This window comes from Klebsiella sp. 1SOBk10mer (genome assembly GCF_046602535.1).
In the GTDB taxonomy this organism is placed as follows: Bacteria; Pseudomonadota; Gammaproteobacteria; order Enterobacterales; family Enterobacteriaceae; genus Klebsiella; species Klebsiella quasipneumoniae.
Genome location: NZ_JBKIUP010000007.1, coordinates 165,119 through 181,502, shown reverse-complemented (window position 1 = coordinate 181,502; position 16,384 = coordinate 165,119). Strand labels below are relative to the sequence as shown.

15 protein-coding genes and 3 tRNA genes are annotated in these 16,384 nt (G+C 58.2%); 13 read left to right on the top strand and 5 right to left on the bottom strand.

Annotation, left to right across the window (positions count from 1 at the left end):
- Positions 1–4: 4 nt before the first annotated feature.
- Positions 5–967: an archaetidylserine decarboxylase gene (gene asd / locus ACLH1I_RS19000; protein ID WP_004206431.1), complete on the bottom strand. Its 963-nt coding sequence runs from the start codon at positions 965–967 to the stop codon at positions 5–7.
- A 160-nt stretch (positions 968–1,127) separates the two neighbouring features.
- Positions 1,128–2,189 (bottom strand): small ribosomal subunit biogenesis GTPase RsgA, encoded by a 1,062-nt coding sequence (gene rsgA / locus ACLH1I_RS18995; RefSeq protein ID WP_023291707.1) that lies wholly within the window; start codon positions 2,187–2,189, stop codon positions 1,128–1,130.
- A 94-nt stretch (positions 2,190–2,283) separates the two neighbouring features.
- Here rsgA and orn point away from each other — a divergent pair, with 94 nt between their 5' ends.
- A complete protein-coding gene (orn, locus tag ACLH1I_RS18990) occupies positions 2,284–2,829 on the top strand; it encodes an oligoribonuclease (protein ID WP_004206435.1) in 546 nt (181 codons plus the stop codon).
- A gap of 43 nt (positions 2,830–2,872) precedes the next feature.
- Here the strand turns inward: orn and ACLH1I_RS18985 are convergent, their stop codons facing one another.
- Complete coding sequence (locus ACLH1I_RS18985) at positions 2,873–3,604, bottom strand: transporter substrate-binding domain-containing protein (protein WP_004206436.1); 732 nt, start codon at positions 3,602–3,604, stop codon at positions 2,873–2,875.
- Between the two features lie 294 nt (positions 3,605–3,898).
- On the opposite strand from ACLH1I_RS18985, the gene ACLH1I_RS18980 reads away from it, so the two are divergent.
- The 3 genes from ACLH1I_RS18980 (at position 3,899) to ACLH1I_RS18970 (ending at position 4,266) form a co-directional block, all read left to right on the top strand.
- A tRNA-Gly gene (locus ACLH1I_RS18980) sits at positions 3,899–3,974 on the top strand.
- Positions 3,975–4,042: 68 nt separating this feature from the next.
- Positions 4,043–4,118 (top strand) — tRNA-Gly (locus tag ACLH1I_RS18975).
- A 72-nt stretch (positions 4,119–4,190) separates the two neighbouring features.
- Positions 4,191–4,266, top strand: a tRNA-Gly gene (locus tag ACLH1I_RS18970).
- Positions 4,267–4,536: 270 nt separating this feature from the next.
- Here the strand turns inward: ACLH1I_RS18970 and queG are convergent.
- Complete coding sequence (queG, locus tag ACLH1I_RS18965; RefSeq protein ID WP_004206437.1) at positions 4,537–5,676, bottom strand: tRNA epoxyqueuosine(34) reductase QueG; 1,140 nt, start codon at positions 5,674–5,676, stop codon at positions 4,537–4,539.
- Between the two features lie 13 nt (positions 5,677–5,689).
- Here queG and nnr point away from each other — a divergent pair, with 13 nt between their 5' ends.
- The 9 genes from nnr to hflC all read left to right on the top strand — a co-directional run bounded on the left by nnr (position 5,690) and on the right by hflC (position 15,932).
- Positions 5,690–7,201: a bifunctional ADP-dependent NAD(P)H-hydrate dehydratase/NAD(P)H-hydrate epimerase gene (gene nnr, locus ACLH1I_RS18960; protein WP_198079893.1), complete on the top strand. Its 1,512-nt coding sequence runs from the start codon at positions 5,690–5,692 to the stop codon at positions 7,199–7,201.
- Positions 7,194–7,655 carry a tRNA (adenosine(37)-N6)-threonylcarbamoyltransferase complex ATPase subunit type 1 TsaE gene (tsaE, locus tag ACLH1I_RS18955; protein ID WP_004206439.1) on the top strand — a complete coding sequence of 154 codons (462 nt, stop codon included), beginning with the start codon at positions 7,194–7,196 and terminating at the stop codon, positions 7,653–7,655. The genes nnr and tsaE overlap by 8 nt, the downstream gene beginning before the upstream one ends.
- 16 nt (positions 7,656–7,671) lie before the next feature.
- The gene (gene amiB / locus ACLH1I_RS18950) at positions 7,672–9,027 is read left to right on the top strand and encodes an N-acetylmuramoyl-L-alanine amidase AmiB (protein ID WP_151385159.1); all 1,356 of its coding nucleotides are present in this window, start codon (positions 7,672–7,674) and stop codon (positions 9,025–9,027) included.
- A 10-nt stretch (positions 9,028–9,037) separates the two neighbouring features.
- Entirely contained in the window at positions 9,038–10,897 is a 1,860-nt protein-coding gene (gene mutL / locus ACLH1I_RS18945; RefSeq protein ID WP_198079894.1) for a DNA mismatch repair endonuclease MutL, read from the top strand.
- Positions 10,890–11,840 (top strand): tRNA (adenosine(37)-N6)-dimethylallyltransferase MiaA, encoded by a 951-nt coding sequence (gene miaA, locus ACLH1I_RS18940; protein ID WP_004206442.1) that lies wholly within the window; start codon positions 10,890–10,892, stop codon positions 11,838–11,840. The genes mutL and miaA overlap by 8 nt, the downstream gene beginning before the upstream one ends.
- Before the next feature lie 92 nt (positions 11,841–11,932).
- Positions 11,933–12,241 carry an RNA chaperone Hfq gene (gene hfq / locus ACLH1I_RS18935; RefSeq protein WP_002885659.1) on the top strand — a complete coding sequence of 103 codons (309 nt, stop codon included), beginning with the start codon at positions 11,933–11,935 and terminating at the stop codon, positions 12,239–12,241.
- 75 nt (positions 12,242–12,316) lie between these two features.
- A complete protein-coding gene (gene hflX, locus ACLH1I_RS18930) occupies positions 12,317–13,597 on the top strand; it encodes a ribosome rescue GTPase HflX (protein WP_411302879.1) in 1,281 nt (426 codons plus the stop codon).
- Positions 13,598–13,662: 65 nt separating this feature from the next.
- Entirely contained in the window at positions 13,663–14,925 is a 1,263-nt protein-coding gene (hflK, locus tag ACLH1I_RS18925) for an FtsH protease activity modulator HflK (RefSeq protein ID WP_004146726.1), read from the top strand.
- A gap of 2 nt (positions 14,926–14,927) precedes the next feature.
- Entirely contained in the window at positions 14,928–15,932 is a 1,005-nt protein-coding gene (gene hflC / locus ACLH1I_RS18920) for a protease modulator HflC (RefSeq protein ID WP_002885662.1), read from the top strand.
- 80 nt (positions 15,933–16,012) lie between these two features.
- Here hflC and ACLH1I_RS18915 read toward each other — a convergent pair whose 3' ends face one another.
- Entirely contained in the window at positions 16,013–16,303 is a 291-nt protein-coding gene (locus tag ACLH1I_RS18915) for a hypothetical protein (protein WP_004206444.1), read from the bottom strand.
- Positions 16,304–16,384: the final 81 nt, after the last annotated feature.

The window sequence follows — 16,384 nt, the reverse complement described above, 5'->3', positions numbered from 1 at the left end:
AGAATTAACCTTGGTCTTGTTTATCGTCAACCAGCGGGCTGGCGCGATGTTCGGCGCGGATCTCTTCTTCCGGTAACGGCGCCGGTTCAGCGGCGGTGGTTGCTTCCACCGTTGTCGCCAGCGGTTGGCCGATTTTAGTCACGGACAGGCTTTGCAGCGTGTCGACCAGCTTCACCTGGCCCGGGGCAAACAGGTTGATCACGGTGGAGCCCAGTTTGAAGCGGCCCATCTCCTGGCCTTTCAGCAGGGCGACGGAGCCTTCGCTGTCGCCAGCGGGCCAGGTCCAGCGTTTAATAATGCCTTCGCGCGGCGGGGTTACGGTGCCGGACCACACGGTCTCGATGCTGCCGACGATAGTCGCGCCCACCAGAATTTGCGCCATCGGGCCAAACTCAGTATCAAACAGGCAGATGACGCGCTCGTTACGGGCGAACAGGTTTGGCACGTTCTGCGCCGTCAGATGGTTAACGGAGAACAGGTCGCCAGGAACGTAGATCATTTCGCGCAGGATACCGTTGCACGGCATGTGCACGCGGTGATAGTCGCGCGGCGACAGATAGGTGGTGGCGAAGCTGCCGTTACGGAACAGGTCGGCCATCTGGTAGTTGCCGGCCAGTAAGGCTTCCAGGCTGTAGTCGTGGCCCTTGGCCTGCAGAATTTTATCGTTCTCAATGGCACCAAGCTGGCTGATCACGCCGTCGGCCGGCATCACCAGTACGTTAGGATCGGTATTCAGCGGGCGAACGTCGTCGCGCAGCGGGCGCACAAAGAAATCGTTGAAGGTGCGATAGGCCGCGGTATCCGGCTTCTGCGCCTCTTTCATATCGACCTTGTAGTATTTCACGAACAGATCGATGACCAGCTTCGTCAGCCAACCTGCGCGTTTGCTCGCACCCCAGCCTGCGAGGCGGGTGAGCCACAGTTTAGGCAGAATGTATTGCAGTGAAAGTTTAAGATCGTTTAACAAAGTAGCCTCCAGGCCATGATATGTCGTTCCTGACCCCGCCTGCGGGCGGGGACCTGAAAAAAGGGGACGATTCTATACGTAAAACTCGCCAAATGGCATCCGCGTAAGCCGCGCCATCACCGCTGCCCGGCAGCGCCTGACGTGACGCTCAGCTTAATGGTCAGTCATCGGTCGAGGAAAAGTTTTTACGCGTTTTTACCTGTACCTGCGCCATGCTTTCCAGGATGCGGTGGTAGTTCTCGAAACGGCTTTCGGCGATCTTGCCGCTCTCTACCGCTTCGCGAAGCGCACAGCCAGGATCGGTATCGTGTTTACAGTCGCGATATTTGCAACGGCCTAAATAATCATGGAATTCGACAAAGCCGTTGGTGATTTGTTCCGCTTCCAGATGCCACAGGCCGAACTCACGTACCCCCGGTGAATCAATCACATCGCCGCCGTGCGGGAAGTGGTAGAGGCGCGCCGCGGTGGTGGTGTGCTGGCCTAAGCCGGAAACGTCCGAGACATCATTGGTGAGGATCTGATCCTCATTCAGCCCCAGCAGGGCGTTCAGCAGGCTTGATTTACCCACCCCGGACTGCCCGGCGAAGATGCTGATGCGGTCGGTCAGGGCCGCTTCCAGCGGCTTGAGGCCGTCCTGAGTACGGCTGGAGACCAGCAGTACGCGGTAACCGATGTTGCGGTAGATGTCCATTTGCTCATTGACGAAGCGCAGGCCATCGTCATCCAGCAGATCGATTTTGTTCAGGACGATTAACGGCTCGATATCCTGCGCCTCGCAGGCCACCAGATAGCGATCGATAATATTCAGCGACAGCTCAGGCAGGATCGCGGAAACCACCACGATCTGGTCGATATTGGCGGCGATAGGCTTCACGCCGTCGTAAAAATCCGGGCGCGTCAGGACGGAGGCGCGATCGTGAACCGCTTCGACGATCCCTTTGACGCTTACGCCGTCGGCGGCGTCTTTACCCGGCCGCCAGACCACGCGGTCGCCGGTGACCAGCGAACGGATCGTCCGGCGGATATTGCAGCGATGCACGCTGCCGTCAGCGGATTCGACGTCGGCATGCATGCCAAAGCGACTGATGACAATGCCTTCCGACGTGTCGCCAAACAGGTTGTCATCGTAGTCGGCCTTCTCCGCAGTGGTTTTCAGACGGCGCTGGTGGTTGGCTTTGACGCGGCGCTGCTGGCCTTTGGAGAGTTTATTTTTACTCAATCGAACTGGCTCCTGGTCGCCCTGATGGGGCAAAACCTCTATGATACACGCTATTTTAGATGAATATAGTCACGCAAGAAGGGTGGAAAATAGCATGAGTGCAAATGAAAACAACCTCATTTGGATCGATCTTGAGATGACAGGGCTGGATCCGGAGCGCGATCGCATTATTGAAATCGCCACCCTGGTGACCGATGCCAACCTGAACATTCTGGCCGAGGGGCCGACCATCGCGGTGCATCAATCGGATGCCCAACTGGCGCTGATGGACGAGTGGAATGTGCGGACGCATACCGGCAGTGGGCTGGTGGATCGCGTGAAGGCCAGCGCCGTCAGCGAGCACGACGCCGAACTGGCGACCATTGAGTTTCTTAAGCAGTGGGTGCCGGCGGGCAAGTCGCCGATCTGCGGCAACAGCATCGGCCAGGATCGTCGCTTCCTGTTTAAGTACATGCCGCAACTGGAAGCCTATTTCCACTATCGCTATCTGGACGTTAGCACGCTGAAAGAGCTGGCGCGTCGCTGGAAGCCGGAAATTCTCGACGGCTTTAAAAAGCAGGGTACCCATCAGGCAATGGACGATATCCGCGAGTCAGTCGCCGAGCTGGCTTACTACCGCGAGCATTTCATTAAGCTGTAAACCGCGACCGGGCCCTGTGCGCGGCCCGGTACACTTTTCTGCGTTATTTAAACCACTTCTGCTGCATCTGCTGGAAGTCAGGCGTCGCCATGACCGCGGTCAGGGCATCGTTGATCGCATTCAGCAGCTCCGGATCGTCTTTGCGCACCGCAATCGCATACTGCTTACCGTAATAAGCCGGGTCGGTGGCACGTTCATCCATGATGGCGTAGTCAGGGTTCTCCTGCTGCCAGGCGTCGAGGGTGGCGAAGTCGCCCATGACGCCGGTTATTTGCCCGGCCTTCAGCGCGGCCAGGGCGCTGGCGACGTCGTCGTAAGGAACAGCCTGTACGGCTTTCTGTTTATCACGCAGATAGTGTTGATGCAGTGTGCCTTTCACCACGCCGACTTTTTTGGCTTTCAGGTCGGCAAAGGTATGGGCGACATCTTTGTTGACGATCACCACCCCGGAGAGCGCCTGGCGATAGGGACGGCTGAAGGCGACCTGCTTCTCACGCATCGGGATCACTTCCATGCCGGCAATCACCGCGTCAAATTTCTTGAAGCGTAAAGCCGGGATCAGCGTATCGAAACGCTGCGCCGTGAACTGGCACTGCGCCTGCATCTGCTGGCACAGGGCCTGGGCAAGATCGATATCGAAGCCGACAGGCTGATTTTTGCCGTTGGCGGTGACAAACGGCGGATTGGCCGTGCTGGTGCCAAAATGGAGCGTCTCGGCTGACGCGGTTCCGATGGCCAGCGTGCTCAGCAGCAGGACGGTGAGGACTTTTCTCATGCTAATTCCCTGTTTGGCGGCGTGGTGGCCTCGTTTTACGTCGCGCCACCGCTGTATGATGCGAGCGATTTTGCGTCATTCAGGCGGGCGGAAAAAGCGATTTTGCCCGAAATGACGCTTATTTATACAATTCAGCGGCGTAGGTGGCGAGAAAATATCCATTTAAACAAAAAACGCAAAAAAGTGATGAACAGGGGGTTGCAGGGGCATCGAATTCTCGTATAATGCGCCTCCCGTAACGACGCAGAAATGCAAATTACGACGCCATCGAAATATGGCAAAAAATGCAGTAACGCGGGAATAGCTCAGTTGGTAGAGCACGACCTTGCCAAGGTCGGGGTCGCGAGTTCGAGTCTCGTTTCCCGCTCCAAAATTTGAAAGCACCATCCTGATCAAAGGATTTCATCTCGCAGATGCGGGGCGAAAGCCGAAGATTAAGCGGGAATAGCTCAGTTGGTAGAGCACGACCTTGCCAAGGTCGGGGTCGCGAGTTCGAGTCTCGTTTCCCGCTCCAAAATTTGAATGACACACCACACCAGTCGCAGTTTTCAGGTTGCTACACGGTAGCTTGAATGACGATGATTAAGCGGGAATAGCTCAGTTGGTAGAGCACGACCTTGCCAAGGTCGGGGTCGCGAGTTCGAGTCTCGTTTCCCGCTCCAAATTTTCTTCCATCTCTTATTTATCCACAGTGCAATCCAGCGCCGGGGATGATTTTCGTTTGGTCTGCAGAAATACTGTAAACAGAGTTATCCACAGGTTGTCGTTTCGCTTCTGACGGCGTAAATGCTTCGCTTTGTAAATAATATCTTTATATCTAATTGAAATTTAACAATTAAATTTCATTTCGAAATGTTAATCCGATCACTTGACCTCGGTCTGCGCCTTGAAACTCAATGTGTTTTAGATTTTATTCACAGCCTGTGAATGAATCAGGCGTCGCGCGGCAGGCCTTTCTCTACCACCCTGACCAGACGTAATTTTTTCGGCAGCTGTACTTCGACGGCGTCGACGCTGCGCTTTTTCAGCTGCTGGGCCATCGCCCACTCAATGTGCTCGTCGAGAAGCGGGTGCTCGCCCAGGCGACTCTCCAGTGCGCGAAGATGGGCTTCATCCCAGGGCGCATTGCCCAGCGCGACGGCGATATTACGCAGCCAGCGCAGATGACCAATGCGACGAATCGCCGACCCTTCGGTCACCTTCAGAAACCACGCTTCGCTCCAGGCGAACAGCTCCACCAGCGGCGGGGCATGCAGCGCCTGGCGCGGGCTGAAATCCTCTTCATCGGTGAGCTGTGAGAAACGGTTCCACGGGCAGATAAGCTGGCAGTCGTCGCAGCCATAGATCCGGTTGCCGATGAGCGGACGGAACTCCTCCGGAATAGCGCCTTCCAGTTCGATGGTGAGATAGGAGATGCAGCGGCGGGCGTCGACGGTATAGGGCTCAACGATGGCCCCGGTGGGGCAGATAGTCATGCAGGCGACACAGCGTCCACACTCCTCCGCGACCGGGCTGTCGACCGGCAGGGGCAGGTCAATCAGCAGTTCGCCGAGAAAAAAGAATGATCCGGCGTCGCGGCTTAAGATAAGTGAGTGCTTACCTGTCCAGCCAAGGCCCGCTTTTTCTGCAATGGGCCGTTCCAGGATAGGCGCGGAATCGACAAAAGGTCTAAAATTGAGCGAAGCACACTGTTCCTGAATCTTCTCACCCAGTTTTTTCAGGCGATTACGTAGCAGCTTATGATAATCACGCCCGAGGGCATAACGGCTGACGTAACCCAGCGCGGGATCTTTCAGGGTGCGGGCAAAGGCGGCGTTGGCGGGCAGATAATTCATCCGCACGCTGATGACGCGTAACGTACCGGGCAGCAGTTCGTGGGGGCGGGCGCGCATCATACCGTGACGGGCCATCCACTCCATTTCGCCGTGGTATTGTTTATCCAGCCATGCCTGCAGTTTGGGTTCACTGGCGCTGAGGTCGGTATCAGCGATACCGACCTGCTGGAACCCGAGCTCTGTGCCCCATTGTTTGATTTGTTGCGCTAACTGAACGAGATCGAGGGGCTGTGACATGATGGACCATACAATGACGAAAAACCCTGACAGTATACCATACAACATTTGGCCTGCGGAGGCGCTGCGCCTGGCCGAACGAGAGGCGGCGGACAGCCTGGGACTGACGCTGTTTGAACTGATGCAGCGCGCGGGCGAGGCGGCGTTCCAACTGGCCAGCCGCGCTTTTCCTGACAGCGCGCACTGGCTGATCCTCTGCGGGCATGGCAACAACGGCGGTGACGGATATGTCGTCGCGCGTCTGGCCCAGGCCGCCGGGCGGAGGGTGACGCTGCTGGCGGTAGAGAGTGACAGCCCGCTGCCGGAAGAGGCGCAGGCGGCGCGGGAGGCATGGCTTAACGCCGGCGGCGTGATCCATGCGGCCACTGTCCCCTGGCCAGACGATATCTCACTGATTATTGATGGCCTGCTCGGCACCGGGTTGCGCAGTGCGCCGCGTGAATACGTCGCGGTGCTCATTCACCAGGCGAACCACCATCCTGCGCCGGTGCTGGCTCTGGATATCCCTTCCGGCCTGAACGCGCAGACCGGCGCGACGCCGGGGGCGGTCATTCAGGCCGACCATACGCTGACGTTTATCGCGCTCAAACCGGGGCTGCTGACCGGCAAGGCGCGGGATGTCGTCGGGCAGCTCCACCATCATGCGCTGGGGCTTGAGCGCTGGCTCGCCGGGCAAAGTACCCCCCTGACGCGGTTTTGCGCCGCCCACCTTGCCGACTGGCTGCCGCCGCGCCGGGCCACCTCCCATAAGGGCGATCACGGCAAGCTGGCGATCGTCGGCGGCGATCGCGGCACGGCAGGCGCGATTCGCATGTGCGGTGAAGCGGCTTTACGCGCCGGCGCAGGGCTGGTGCGAGTACTCACTCACCCTGAGAACGTGGCGCCCATTGTCACCGCCCGGCCGGAATTAATGGTGGATGAACTGACGCCGCAGACCCTGAAAGCCGCGCTGGAATGGGCGGAGGTGGTGGCGATTGGCCCGGGCCTGGGGCAGAACGAGTGGGGACGCAGCGCCCTGCGCATGGTGGAAAGGGTTAACAAACCGATGGTCTGGGACGCCGATGCGCTGAACCTGCTGGCATTCAATCCCGATAAACGTCACAATCGCGTGCTGACGCCGCACCCCGGCGAAGCGGCCCGTCTGCTGAATATCAGCGTGGCAGAAATTGAAAGCGATCGCTTACTTTCTGCGCAGCGTCTGGTAAAACGGTATGGCGGCGTGGTCGTGCTGAAAGGCGCGGGCACGGTGGTGGCCAGTGAAAGCGGGGCGATGGGCATTATCGACGCCGGCAATGCCGGGATGGCCAGCGGCGGCATGGGCGATGTGCTCACTGGCATCATCGCCGCATTGTTAGGACAGCACCTGACGCCGTATGATGCTGCCTGTGCTGGGTGCGTCGTTCATGGCGATGCCGCCGACCGACTGGCCGCCCGCGAGGGCACCCGCGGCATGCTGGCGACCGATCTCTTTTCCACGCTCAAGCGTGTTGTTAACCCGGATGTGATTGACGTAGACCATGATTAACCGAGTGATTCCTTTACCCGATGAGCAGGCCACGCTGGCCCTGGGCGACCGTATTGCGCAGGCCTGTACCGGCGCCACCGTGATTTACCTTTATGGTGACTTAGGCGCGGGAAAAACCACCTTTAGCCGCGGCTTTTTACAGGCGCTCGGTCACCGCGGCAATGTCAAAAGCCCAACTTATACCCTGGTGGAACCGTATACCCTCGACAAGCTGATGGTGTATCACTTCGATCTCTACCGCCTGGCGGATCCTGAGGAGCTGGAATTTATGGGGATCCGCGATTATTTTGCCGACGATGCCATCTGCCTGGTGGAATGGCCGCAGCAAGGCGCAGGTGTCCTGCCTGACCCGGACGTTGAAATTCACCTTGATTACCAGGCACAAGGGCGTGAGGCGCGCATTACCGCGATCTCCTCACGGGGTGAGTCTTTACTGGCACGTTTAGCCATTTAGCCTGAAGGATGACGGGATGAAGTATCGCATAACCACCTGGCTTGCCGCTGCGCTGATGCTGTCGAGTCTTCACGCCACTGCGGCGAGTTTATCCGATATCCAGGTCTCCAACGGAGACCAGCAGGCCCGTATTACTCTTAGCTTTGTCGGTGAACCGGAGTACTCTTTTACCCCCCAGGGCAAACGACTGGTGGCGCTGGATATCAAACAGACCGGCGTATTGCAGGGACTGCCGCTGAAATTTAGCGGCAGCAACCTGGTGAAGAGCATTCGTGCCGGTACGCCGCAGGATTCGCAGACGCTGCGTCTGTTGGTGGATCTGACGGAAGATGGCAAAACCCGGGCGGTGAAGCAGCAGAACGGGGCGAATTACACGGTGGTCTTTACCATCAACGCCGACGCGCCGCCGCCGCCGCCGCCACCTCCTGTGGTGGTGAAACGGGCCGACCCGCCGCCGGTGATGCCTTCCCGGACGGTGACGGCGGGACGCAATCCGTTCAGCTCGTCGGGCCACGATCGGCAGACGGTGATGACCTCCTCTCAGCCGGCGATGACCAACAATCAAACCGTGACCCGTCCGGCGGCCCGCACCGTGTCGGCGCAGGATAAAGTGATTATCGCCATCGATGCCGGGCACGGCGGTCAGGATCCTGGCGCGATTGGCCCGAATGGCACCAAAGAGAAGAACGTGACTATCGCCATCGCGCGCAAGCTGCGTGCGCTGCTGAACGCCGATCCGCAGTTTAAACCGGTGCTGACCCGTGACGGGGATTACTTTATTTCGGTAATGGGACGCTCGGATGTGGCGCGTAAGCAAAATGCCAACTTCCTCGTCTCAATCCATGCTGACGCCGCGCCAAACCGCGACGCCACCGGCGCCTCGGTATGGGTGCTCTCTAACCGTCGCGCCAACAGTGAAATGGCCGGCTGGCTGGAACAGCATGAGAAACAGTCTGAACTGCTCGGCGGCGCGGGCGATGTGCTGGCGAACAGCCAGGCCGATCCCTACCTGAGCCAGGCGGTGTTGGATCTGCAGTTCGGTCACTCCCAACGCGTCGGCTACGATGTCGCGACCAACGTGCTCAGCCAGCTGCAGCGGATTGGCAATCTGCATAAACGCCGTCCGGAGCATGCCAGCCTCGGCGTACTGCGCTCGCCGGACATTCCGTCGATCCTCGTGGAAACGGGCTTCATCAGTAACAACGGGGAAGAACGGCTACTGGGCAGCGATGATTACCAGGAGCAGATTGCGGAGGCGATTTATAACGGCTTACGCAACTACTTTATGCAGCATCCGCTGCAGTCTGCGCCTCGCGGCGAGGCGGCGCAGACCGCCAGCGCCGCAGCGCCAGGCGGGATGTTGATTAACTAAGGAGCAGGGGATGCCGATTCAGGTTCTGCCGCCGCAGCTCGCCAACCAGATTGCCGCCGGCGAAGTGGTGGAACGGCCCGCGTCGGTGGTGAAAGAGCTGGTTGAAAACAGCCTTGATGCGGGCGCCACGCGGATTGATATTGATATCGAACGCGGCGGCGCGAAGCTTATTCGCATTCGCGATAACGGCTGCGGCATCAAAAAAGACGAGCTGGCGCTGGCCCTGGCTCGCCACGCGACCAGCAAGATCGCCTCGCTCGACGATCTCGAAGCCATTATCAGCCTCGGTTTTCGCGGCGAAGCGCTGGCCAGTATCAGTTCGGTGGCGCGCCTGACGCTCACTTCGCGCACGGCGGAACAGCAGGAAGCCTGGCAGGCGTATGCCGAAGGCCGCGAGCAGGCGGTGACGGTGAAGCCGGCGGCGCACCCGGTCGGTACGACCCTTGAAGTCCTCGATCTGTTCTACAACACCCCGGCGCGGCGCAAATTTATGCGCACCGAAAAGACCGAGTTCGGCCACATTGACGAGGTGGTCCGCCGCATTGCGCTGGCGCGATTCGACGTCACCATCAACCTCAGCCATAACGGCAAGGTGATGCGCCAGTATCGGGCAGTCGCTCAGGATGGCCAGCGGGAGCGGCGGTTGGGAACCATCTGTGGCGCCGCCTTTCTTGAACATGCCCTGGCGATCGAGTGGCAGCATGGCGATCTGACCCTGCGCGGATGGGTCGCCGATCCGCTGCATACTAACTCTGCACTGGCGGAAATTCAGTATTGCTACGTTAACGGGCGGATGATGCGGGACCGGTTGATCAACCACGCTATCCGCCAGGCCTGTGAAGACAAACTGGGGGCCGATCAGCAGCCGGCGTTTGTACTGTATCTGGAGATCGATCCCCATCAGGTGGATGTGAACGTCCATCCGGCCAAGCATGAGGTGCGTTTCCATCAGTCGCGCCTGGTGCATGACTTTATCTACCAGGGCGTACTGAGCGTGCTGCAGCAGCAACTTGACGCGCCGCTGGCGGAAAAAGACGACCCGCCGGCGCCCCGTCCGATGCCGGAGAACCGGATCGCGGCGGGCGGCAACCAGTTTGCGCGGCCGTCGGAAGCGCGTGAACCGGCAACCCGTTTCAGCATCACGCCATCGCGTGAGCCTGCGGCCTCCAGCGGCAGGCCGGGCGGCGCGAGCTGGCCGCACGCGCAGCCGGGTTACCAGAAGCAGCAAGGGGCGCTTTATCGTCAGTTGCTCGACACGCCAACGGCGCCAAAGCCCGCGTTACAGACTCCGGCCACGGCGGAACTGGCCGGTCACAGCCAGAGCTTTGGCAGAGTGCTGACGATTGTGAGCCGCGACTGCGCGCTGCTCGAGCGCGAGGGCGGCCTGGCGCTGCTGTCGTTGACCGTTGCCGAGCGCTGGCTGCGCCAGGCGCAGTTGACCCCGGAAGCAGAGGCCGTCTGTGCCCAGCCGCTGCTGATCCCCCTGCGGTTAAAAGTGACGGAAGGGGAAAAACAGGCGCTGGCCGCCGCGCATCCGGCGCTGACGCAACTGGGGATCGATATGCATACCGATGCCCTGCACGTGACGGTGCGCGCGGTCCCTTTACCCTTAAGACAACAAAATTTACAAATCTTGATTCCTGAACTGATAGGCTACCTGGCGCAGCAAAACGCATTCGACGTCGGCAATATCGCCCAATGGATGGCGCGTAATCTGACGAGCGAACAGACGTCATGGAATATGGCGCAGGCGATTGCGCTGCTGGCGGACGTTGAGCGTCTTTGCCCGCAGCTGGTGAGAACGCCGCCGGGTGGCCTGTTACAACCTGTAGATCTCCATTCGGCGATGAATGCCCTGAAAGATGAATGATGTAACCGAGGCGAGCCTGCCCAAGGCAATTTTTTTAATGGGCCCGACGGCCTCCGGCAAAACCGCGCTGGCGATAGCCTTACGTAAAGTTTTGCCAGTAGAGTTGATTAGTGTTGATTCCGCCCTCATTTATCGGGGAATGGATATTGGCACCGCCAAACCGGATGCCGCAGAGCTGAGCGCCGCGCCGCACCGGCTGCTGGATATTTTGGATCCTGCAGAGGCCTATTCCGCGGCGGATTTTCGCCGCGATGCGCTGGCGGCGATGGCGGAAATTGTCGCCGCCGGGCGAATTCCGCTGTTAGTCGGCGGGACGATGTTGTATTTCAAAGCGTTGCTGGAAGGATTGTCGCCCTTACCGTCCGCTGACCCAGAGGTCAGAGCGCGGATTGAGCAACAGGCCGCAGAGCAGGGGTGGAACGCGTTACATCAGCAGTTACAGGAGATCGATCCCGTAGCGGCTGCGCGTATTCATCCAAATGATCCGCAAAGGCTTTCCCGGGCACTGGAAGTTTTTTTCATTTCGGGTAAAACTTTAACGGAACTGACGCAAACGTCAGGAGACGCTCTGCCATATCAGGTGCATCAGTTCGCCATCGCCCCGGCGAGCCGTGAACTGCTCCATCAACGCATAGAACAGCGTTTTCATCAGATGTTAGCTTCAGGTTTTGAAGCAGAAGTACGGGCGCTTTTTGCCCGCGGAGATTTGCATACGGATATGCCTTCCATCCGTTGTGTCGGATACCGCCAGATGTGGTCATATCTCAATGGCGAGATCCCATATGATGAGATGGTTTATCGAGGTGTTTGCGCCACGAGACAGTTAGCCAAACGTCAGGTCACCTGGCTGCGCGGTTGGGAAGGTGTGCATTGGTTAGACAGTGAACAACCTGAACAAGCGCTCAACAAAGTATTACAGGTTGTTGGTGCGAGCCAGAACTGAACGTGTACAATTAAACGGTATCGTGCGTAATTTTTTTTGAGAATCGTAAGGTTCTGAGTACAAAACAAGCATACATATAAGGAAAAGAGAGAATGGCTAAGGGGCAATCTTTACAAGATCCGTTCCTGAACGCTTTGCGTCGGGAACGCGTTCCGGTTTCTATTTATTTGGTGAATGGTATCAAGCTGCAAGGGCAAATTGAGTCTTTCGATCAGTTCGTGATCCTGTTGAAGAACACGGTCAGCCAGATGGTCTATAAGCACGCAATTTCTACTGTTGTCCCGTCTCGCCCGGTGTCTCACCACAGCAACAATGCTGGCGGCGGTTCCAGTAACTATCACCACGGTGGTAGCGCGCAGGGCTCTTCTGCGCCACAACAAGACAGCGACGACGCCGAATAAGGCTAGTGCTGTTTTTCCACGCCGGGGAGCCAGGTTTTCTGCGTTCCCCGCTGGTATTTTATAAGGGGTTTACGCTTGTTTGACCGTTATGACGCCGGTGAGCAGGCGGTACTGGTACACATCTATTTTTTGCAAGACAAAGATATGGAAGACCTCCAGGAGTTTGAAACTCTGGCCTCTTCCGCCGGTGTCGAAGCAATGCAGGTGATTACCGGTAGCCGTAAAGCACCGCACCCGAAGTATTTTGTTGGTGAAGGTAAGGCAGTCGAAATTGCGGAAGCCGTTAAAGCGACCGGCGCTTCGGTCGTGCTCTTCGATCATGCCCTGAGTCCGGCGCAAGAACGCAACCTGGAACGCCTGTGCGAATGCCGGGTTATCGATCGTACCGGTCTTATTTTAGATATTTTCGCTCAGCGCGCGCGCACCCATGAAGGGAAACTGCAGGTCGAGCTGGCGCAGCTGCGCCATATGGCGACCCGCCTTGTCCGCGGCTGGACCCACCTTGAAAGACAAAAGGGCGGGATCGGTTTGCGTGGCCCGGGTGAAACCCAGCTCGAAACTGACCGTCGTTTATTGCGTAACCGCATCATGCAGATCCTGTCGCGGCTGGAAAAAGTCGAAAAACAGCGTGAGCAGGGGCGGCGGTCGCGCGCGAAAGCCGATATTCCAACCGTGTCGCTGGTGGGCTACACCAACGCCGGAAAATCAACGCTCTTTAACCAGATCACCGCCGCCGAGGTCTATGCCGCGAACCAGCTGTTCGCGACCCTGGACCCGACGCTGCGCCGCATTGACGTCCCTGACGTCGGCGAAACGGTGCTGGCCGATACCGTCGGCTTTATTCGCCACCTGCCGCACGATCTGGTGGCCGCGTTTAAAGCGACGTTGCAGGAGACGCGTCAGGCGACGCTGCTGCTGCATGTGATTGACGCTGCGGATGTCCGCGTGCAGGAAAACATTGATGCGGTAAATACGGTTCTCGCTGAAATTGAGGCCGATGAGATCCCGGCGCTGCTGGTGATGAACAAAATCGACATGCTGGACGATTTTGAACCGCGCATCGATCGCGACGATGAAAATAAACCGATTCGGGTCTGGCTTTCCGCTCAGACCGGGGTTGGCGTACCACTGCTTTTTCAGGCGTTAACGGAGCGCCTTTCCGGTGAAGTGGCCCAGCATACGCTGCGCTTACCGCCGAAAGAAGGGCGACTGAGAAGCCGTTTCTATCAGCTTCAGGCGATAGAAAAAGAGTGGATGGAGGATGACGGCAGCGTGAGTCTGCAGGTGCGCATGCCGATCGTTGACTGGCGGCGCCTCTGTAAGCAAGAGCCAACGCTTGTTGACTATGTGGTTTGACCTTGCAGCTTGCCTGAAGATATTGACCCCTGTGGGGATATCAAAAACAAATATGGAGCATATACATGGCGTGGAATCAGCCCGGTAATAACGGACAGGACCGCGACCCGTGGGGGAGCAGCAAACCTGGCGGCAACTCTGAGGGAAATGGCAACAAAGGCGGTCGCGAGCAGGGGCCGCCGGATCTGGATGATATCTTCCGCAAGTTAAGTAAAAAACTTGGCGGGCTCGGCGGCGGCAAGGGCGGACTGGGCGGCGGCAATAGCGCGCAGGGACCTCGCGGACCGATGGGCGGGCGTATTGTCGGCATCGTTGCCGCGGCGGCAGTGATTATCTGGGCGGCCAGCGGTTTCTATACTATTAAAGAAGCCGAACGCGGCGTGGTCACCCGCTTTGGTAAGTTCAGCCATCTGGTTGAGCCGGGCCTGAACTGGAAGCCGACCTTTATCGATAACGTGCAGGCAGTAAACGTGGAGTCGGTACGTGAACTGGCGGCGTCCGGCGTCATGTTGACCTCTGACGAAAACGTGGTGCGCGTTGAGATGAACGTGCAGTACCGCGTCACCGATCCGGAGCGCTATCTGTTTAGCGTCACCAGCGCGGACGACAGCCTGCGTCAGGCCACCGACAGCGCGCTGCGCGGGGTGATCGGTAAATACACTATGGATCGCATTCTGACCGAAGGTCGTACCGTGATCCGTAGCGATACTCAGCGTGAGCTGGAAGAGACGATTCGCCCGTACAACATGGGCATCACTCTGCTGGACGTCAACTTCCAGACGGCACGTCCGCCGGAAGAGGTGAAAGCCGCGTTTGACGATGCCATTGCCGCGCGTGAGAACGAGCAGCAGTACATTCGTGAAGCGGAAGCGTATACCAACGAAGTCCAGCCGCGGGCGAATGGTCAGGCGCAGCGTATCCTCGAAGAGGCACGCGCCTATAAGACCCAGACCGTTCTGGAAGCCCAGGGTGAAGTGGCTCGCTTTGCCAAGATCCTGCCGGAATACAAAGCTGCGCCGGAAATTACCCGCGAGCGTCTGTATATCGAAACCATGGAAAAAGTGCTGAGCCACACCCGTAAAGTGCTGGTCAATGACAGCAAAAACGGCAATCTGATGGTTCTGCCGCTGGATCAGATGCTGAAAGGCGCCGCTGCGCCGGCAGCAAAGAGCGATAGCAGTGACGCCAGCGATCTGCTGCGCCTGCCGCCAGCATCCAGCTCAAGCAGCGCCAGCACCTCATCAACCTCGAGCTCAACCGGGGGTAGCATTATGGACCAACGCCGCGCTAACGCGCAGCGTAACGACTACCAGCGTCAGGGGGAATAACGATGCGTAAATCTGTTATCGCAATCATTGTCATCGTGCTGGTAGTGCTCTACATGTCTGTCTTTGTCGTCAAGGAAGGCGAGCGCGGTATCACGCTGCGTTTCGGTAAAGTTCTGCGCGACGACGAAAACAAGCCGCTGGTGTATGCGCCAGGCCTGCACTTCAAGATCCCGTTTATCGAATCGGTGAAGATGCTGGATGCGCGTATTCAGACCATGGACAACCAGGCTGACCGTTTCGTTACTAAAGAGAAGAAAGACCTGATCGTCGACTCCTATATCAAGTGGCGTATCAGCGACTTCAGCCGTTACTACCTGGCCACCGGCGGCGGCGACGTCTCCCAGGCCGAGGTGCTGCTGAAGCGTAAATTCTCGGACCGTCTGCGTTCTGAAATTGGTCGTCTGGATGTGAAAGACATCGTCACCGATTCCCGTGGCCGCCTGACGCTGGAAGTGCGTGATGCGCTGAACTCAGGGTCGGCCGGTACGGAAGACGAGGTTAGCACGCCGGCGGCTGACGATGCGATTGCCAAAGCGGCAGAGCGCGTGGAAGCGGAAACCAACGGCAAAGTGCAGGTGATCAACCCGAACAGTATGGCGGCGCTGGGTATTGAAGTGGTCGACGTGCGTATCAAACAGATCAACCTGCCGGCGGAAGTGTCGGAAGCGATCTATAACCGTATGCGCGCGGAGCGTGAAGCGGTTGCCCGTCGTCACCGTTCACAGGGCCAGGAAGAGGCAGAAAAACTGCGCGCGACCGCGGACTATGAAGTCACCAAGACGCTGGCGGAAGCCGAGCGGCAGGGTCGTATCCTGCGTGGTGAAGGCGATGCGGAATCGGCAAAACTGTTTGCCGACGCGTTCAGTCAGGATCCGGGCTTCTATTCCTTTATTCGTAGCCTGCGCGCCTATGAGAAGAGCTTCCAGAGCAATCAGGATGTCATGGTCCTGAGCCCGGATAGCGATTTCTTCCGCTATATGCGTTCACCGGATTCGGCGCGTAAATAAGCCGGAGAGGGTGTAAACCTGAAGTGTCAACGCGAAAAGGCGCCTGAAACAGGCGCCTTTTTCATACTCTGAGGGCGGAATTAATTGCCGAGCAGCTTGTTTAGCAGGCCACCGATCACCGGCAGGCTCGCCAGCGTACTCTCGATGGTGCCGCCGATAGATGAGCCAACGCTTTCGCCCAGGGTTTTGCCCAGGTCCGGCGCCAGATCGGCCAGATTAATGGTGCCAATCAGCGGCAGGTTGATGCTCAGGGCATCGGTGCCCATCGTCCATACGGCGGCACCAACCTTACTGCCTAAGGTTGCCAGGCCATCCTGTAACCAGCCAGCGCCGCTCACATTTTCGATTTCAACTGCGGTTAATTCTCTCATGATAATCTTCCTGATTATGTAGACGTACCGGGTTGTAGTACGCGACGGCATAGTTGCAATTTAAAAAATAGACAGCAATAC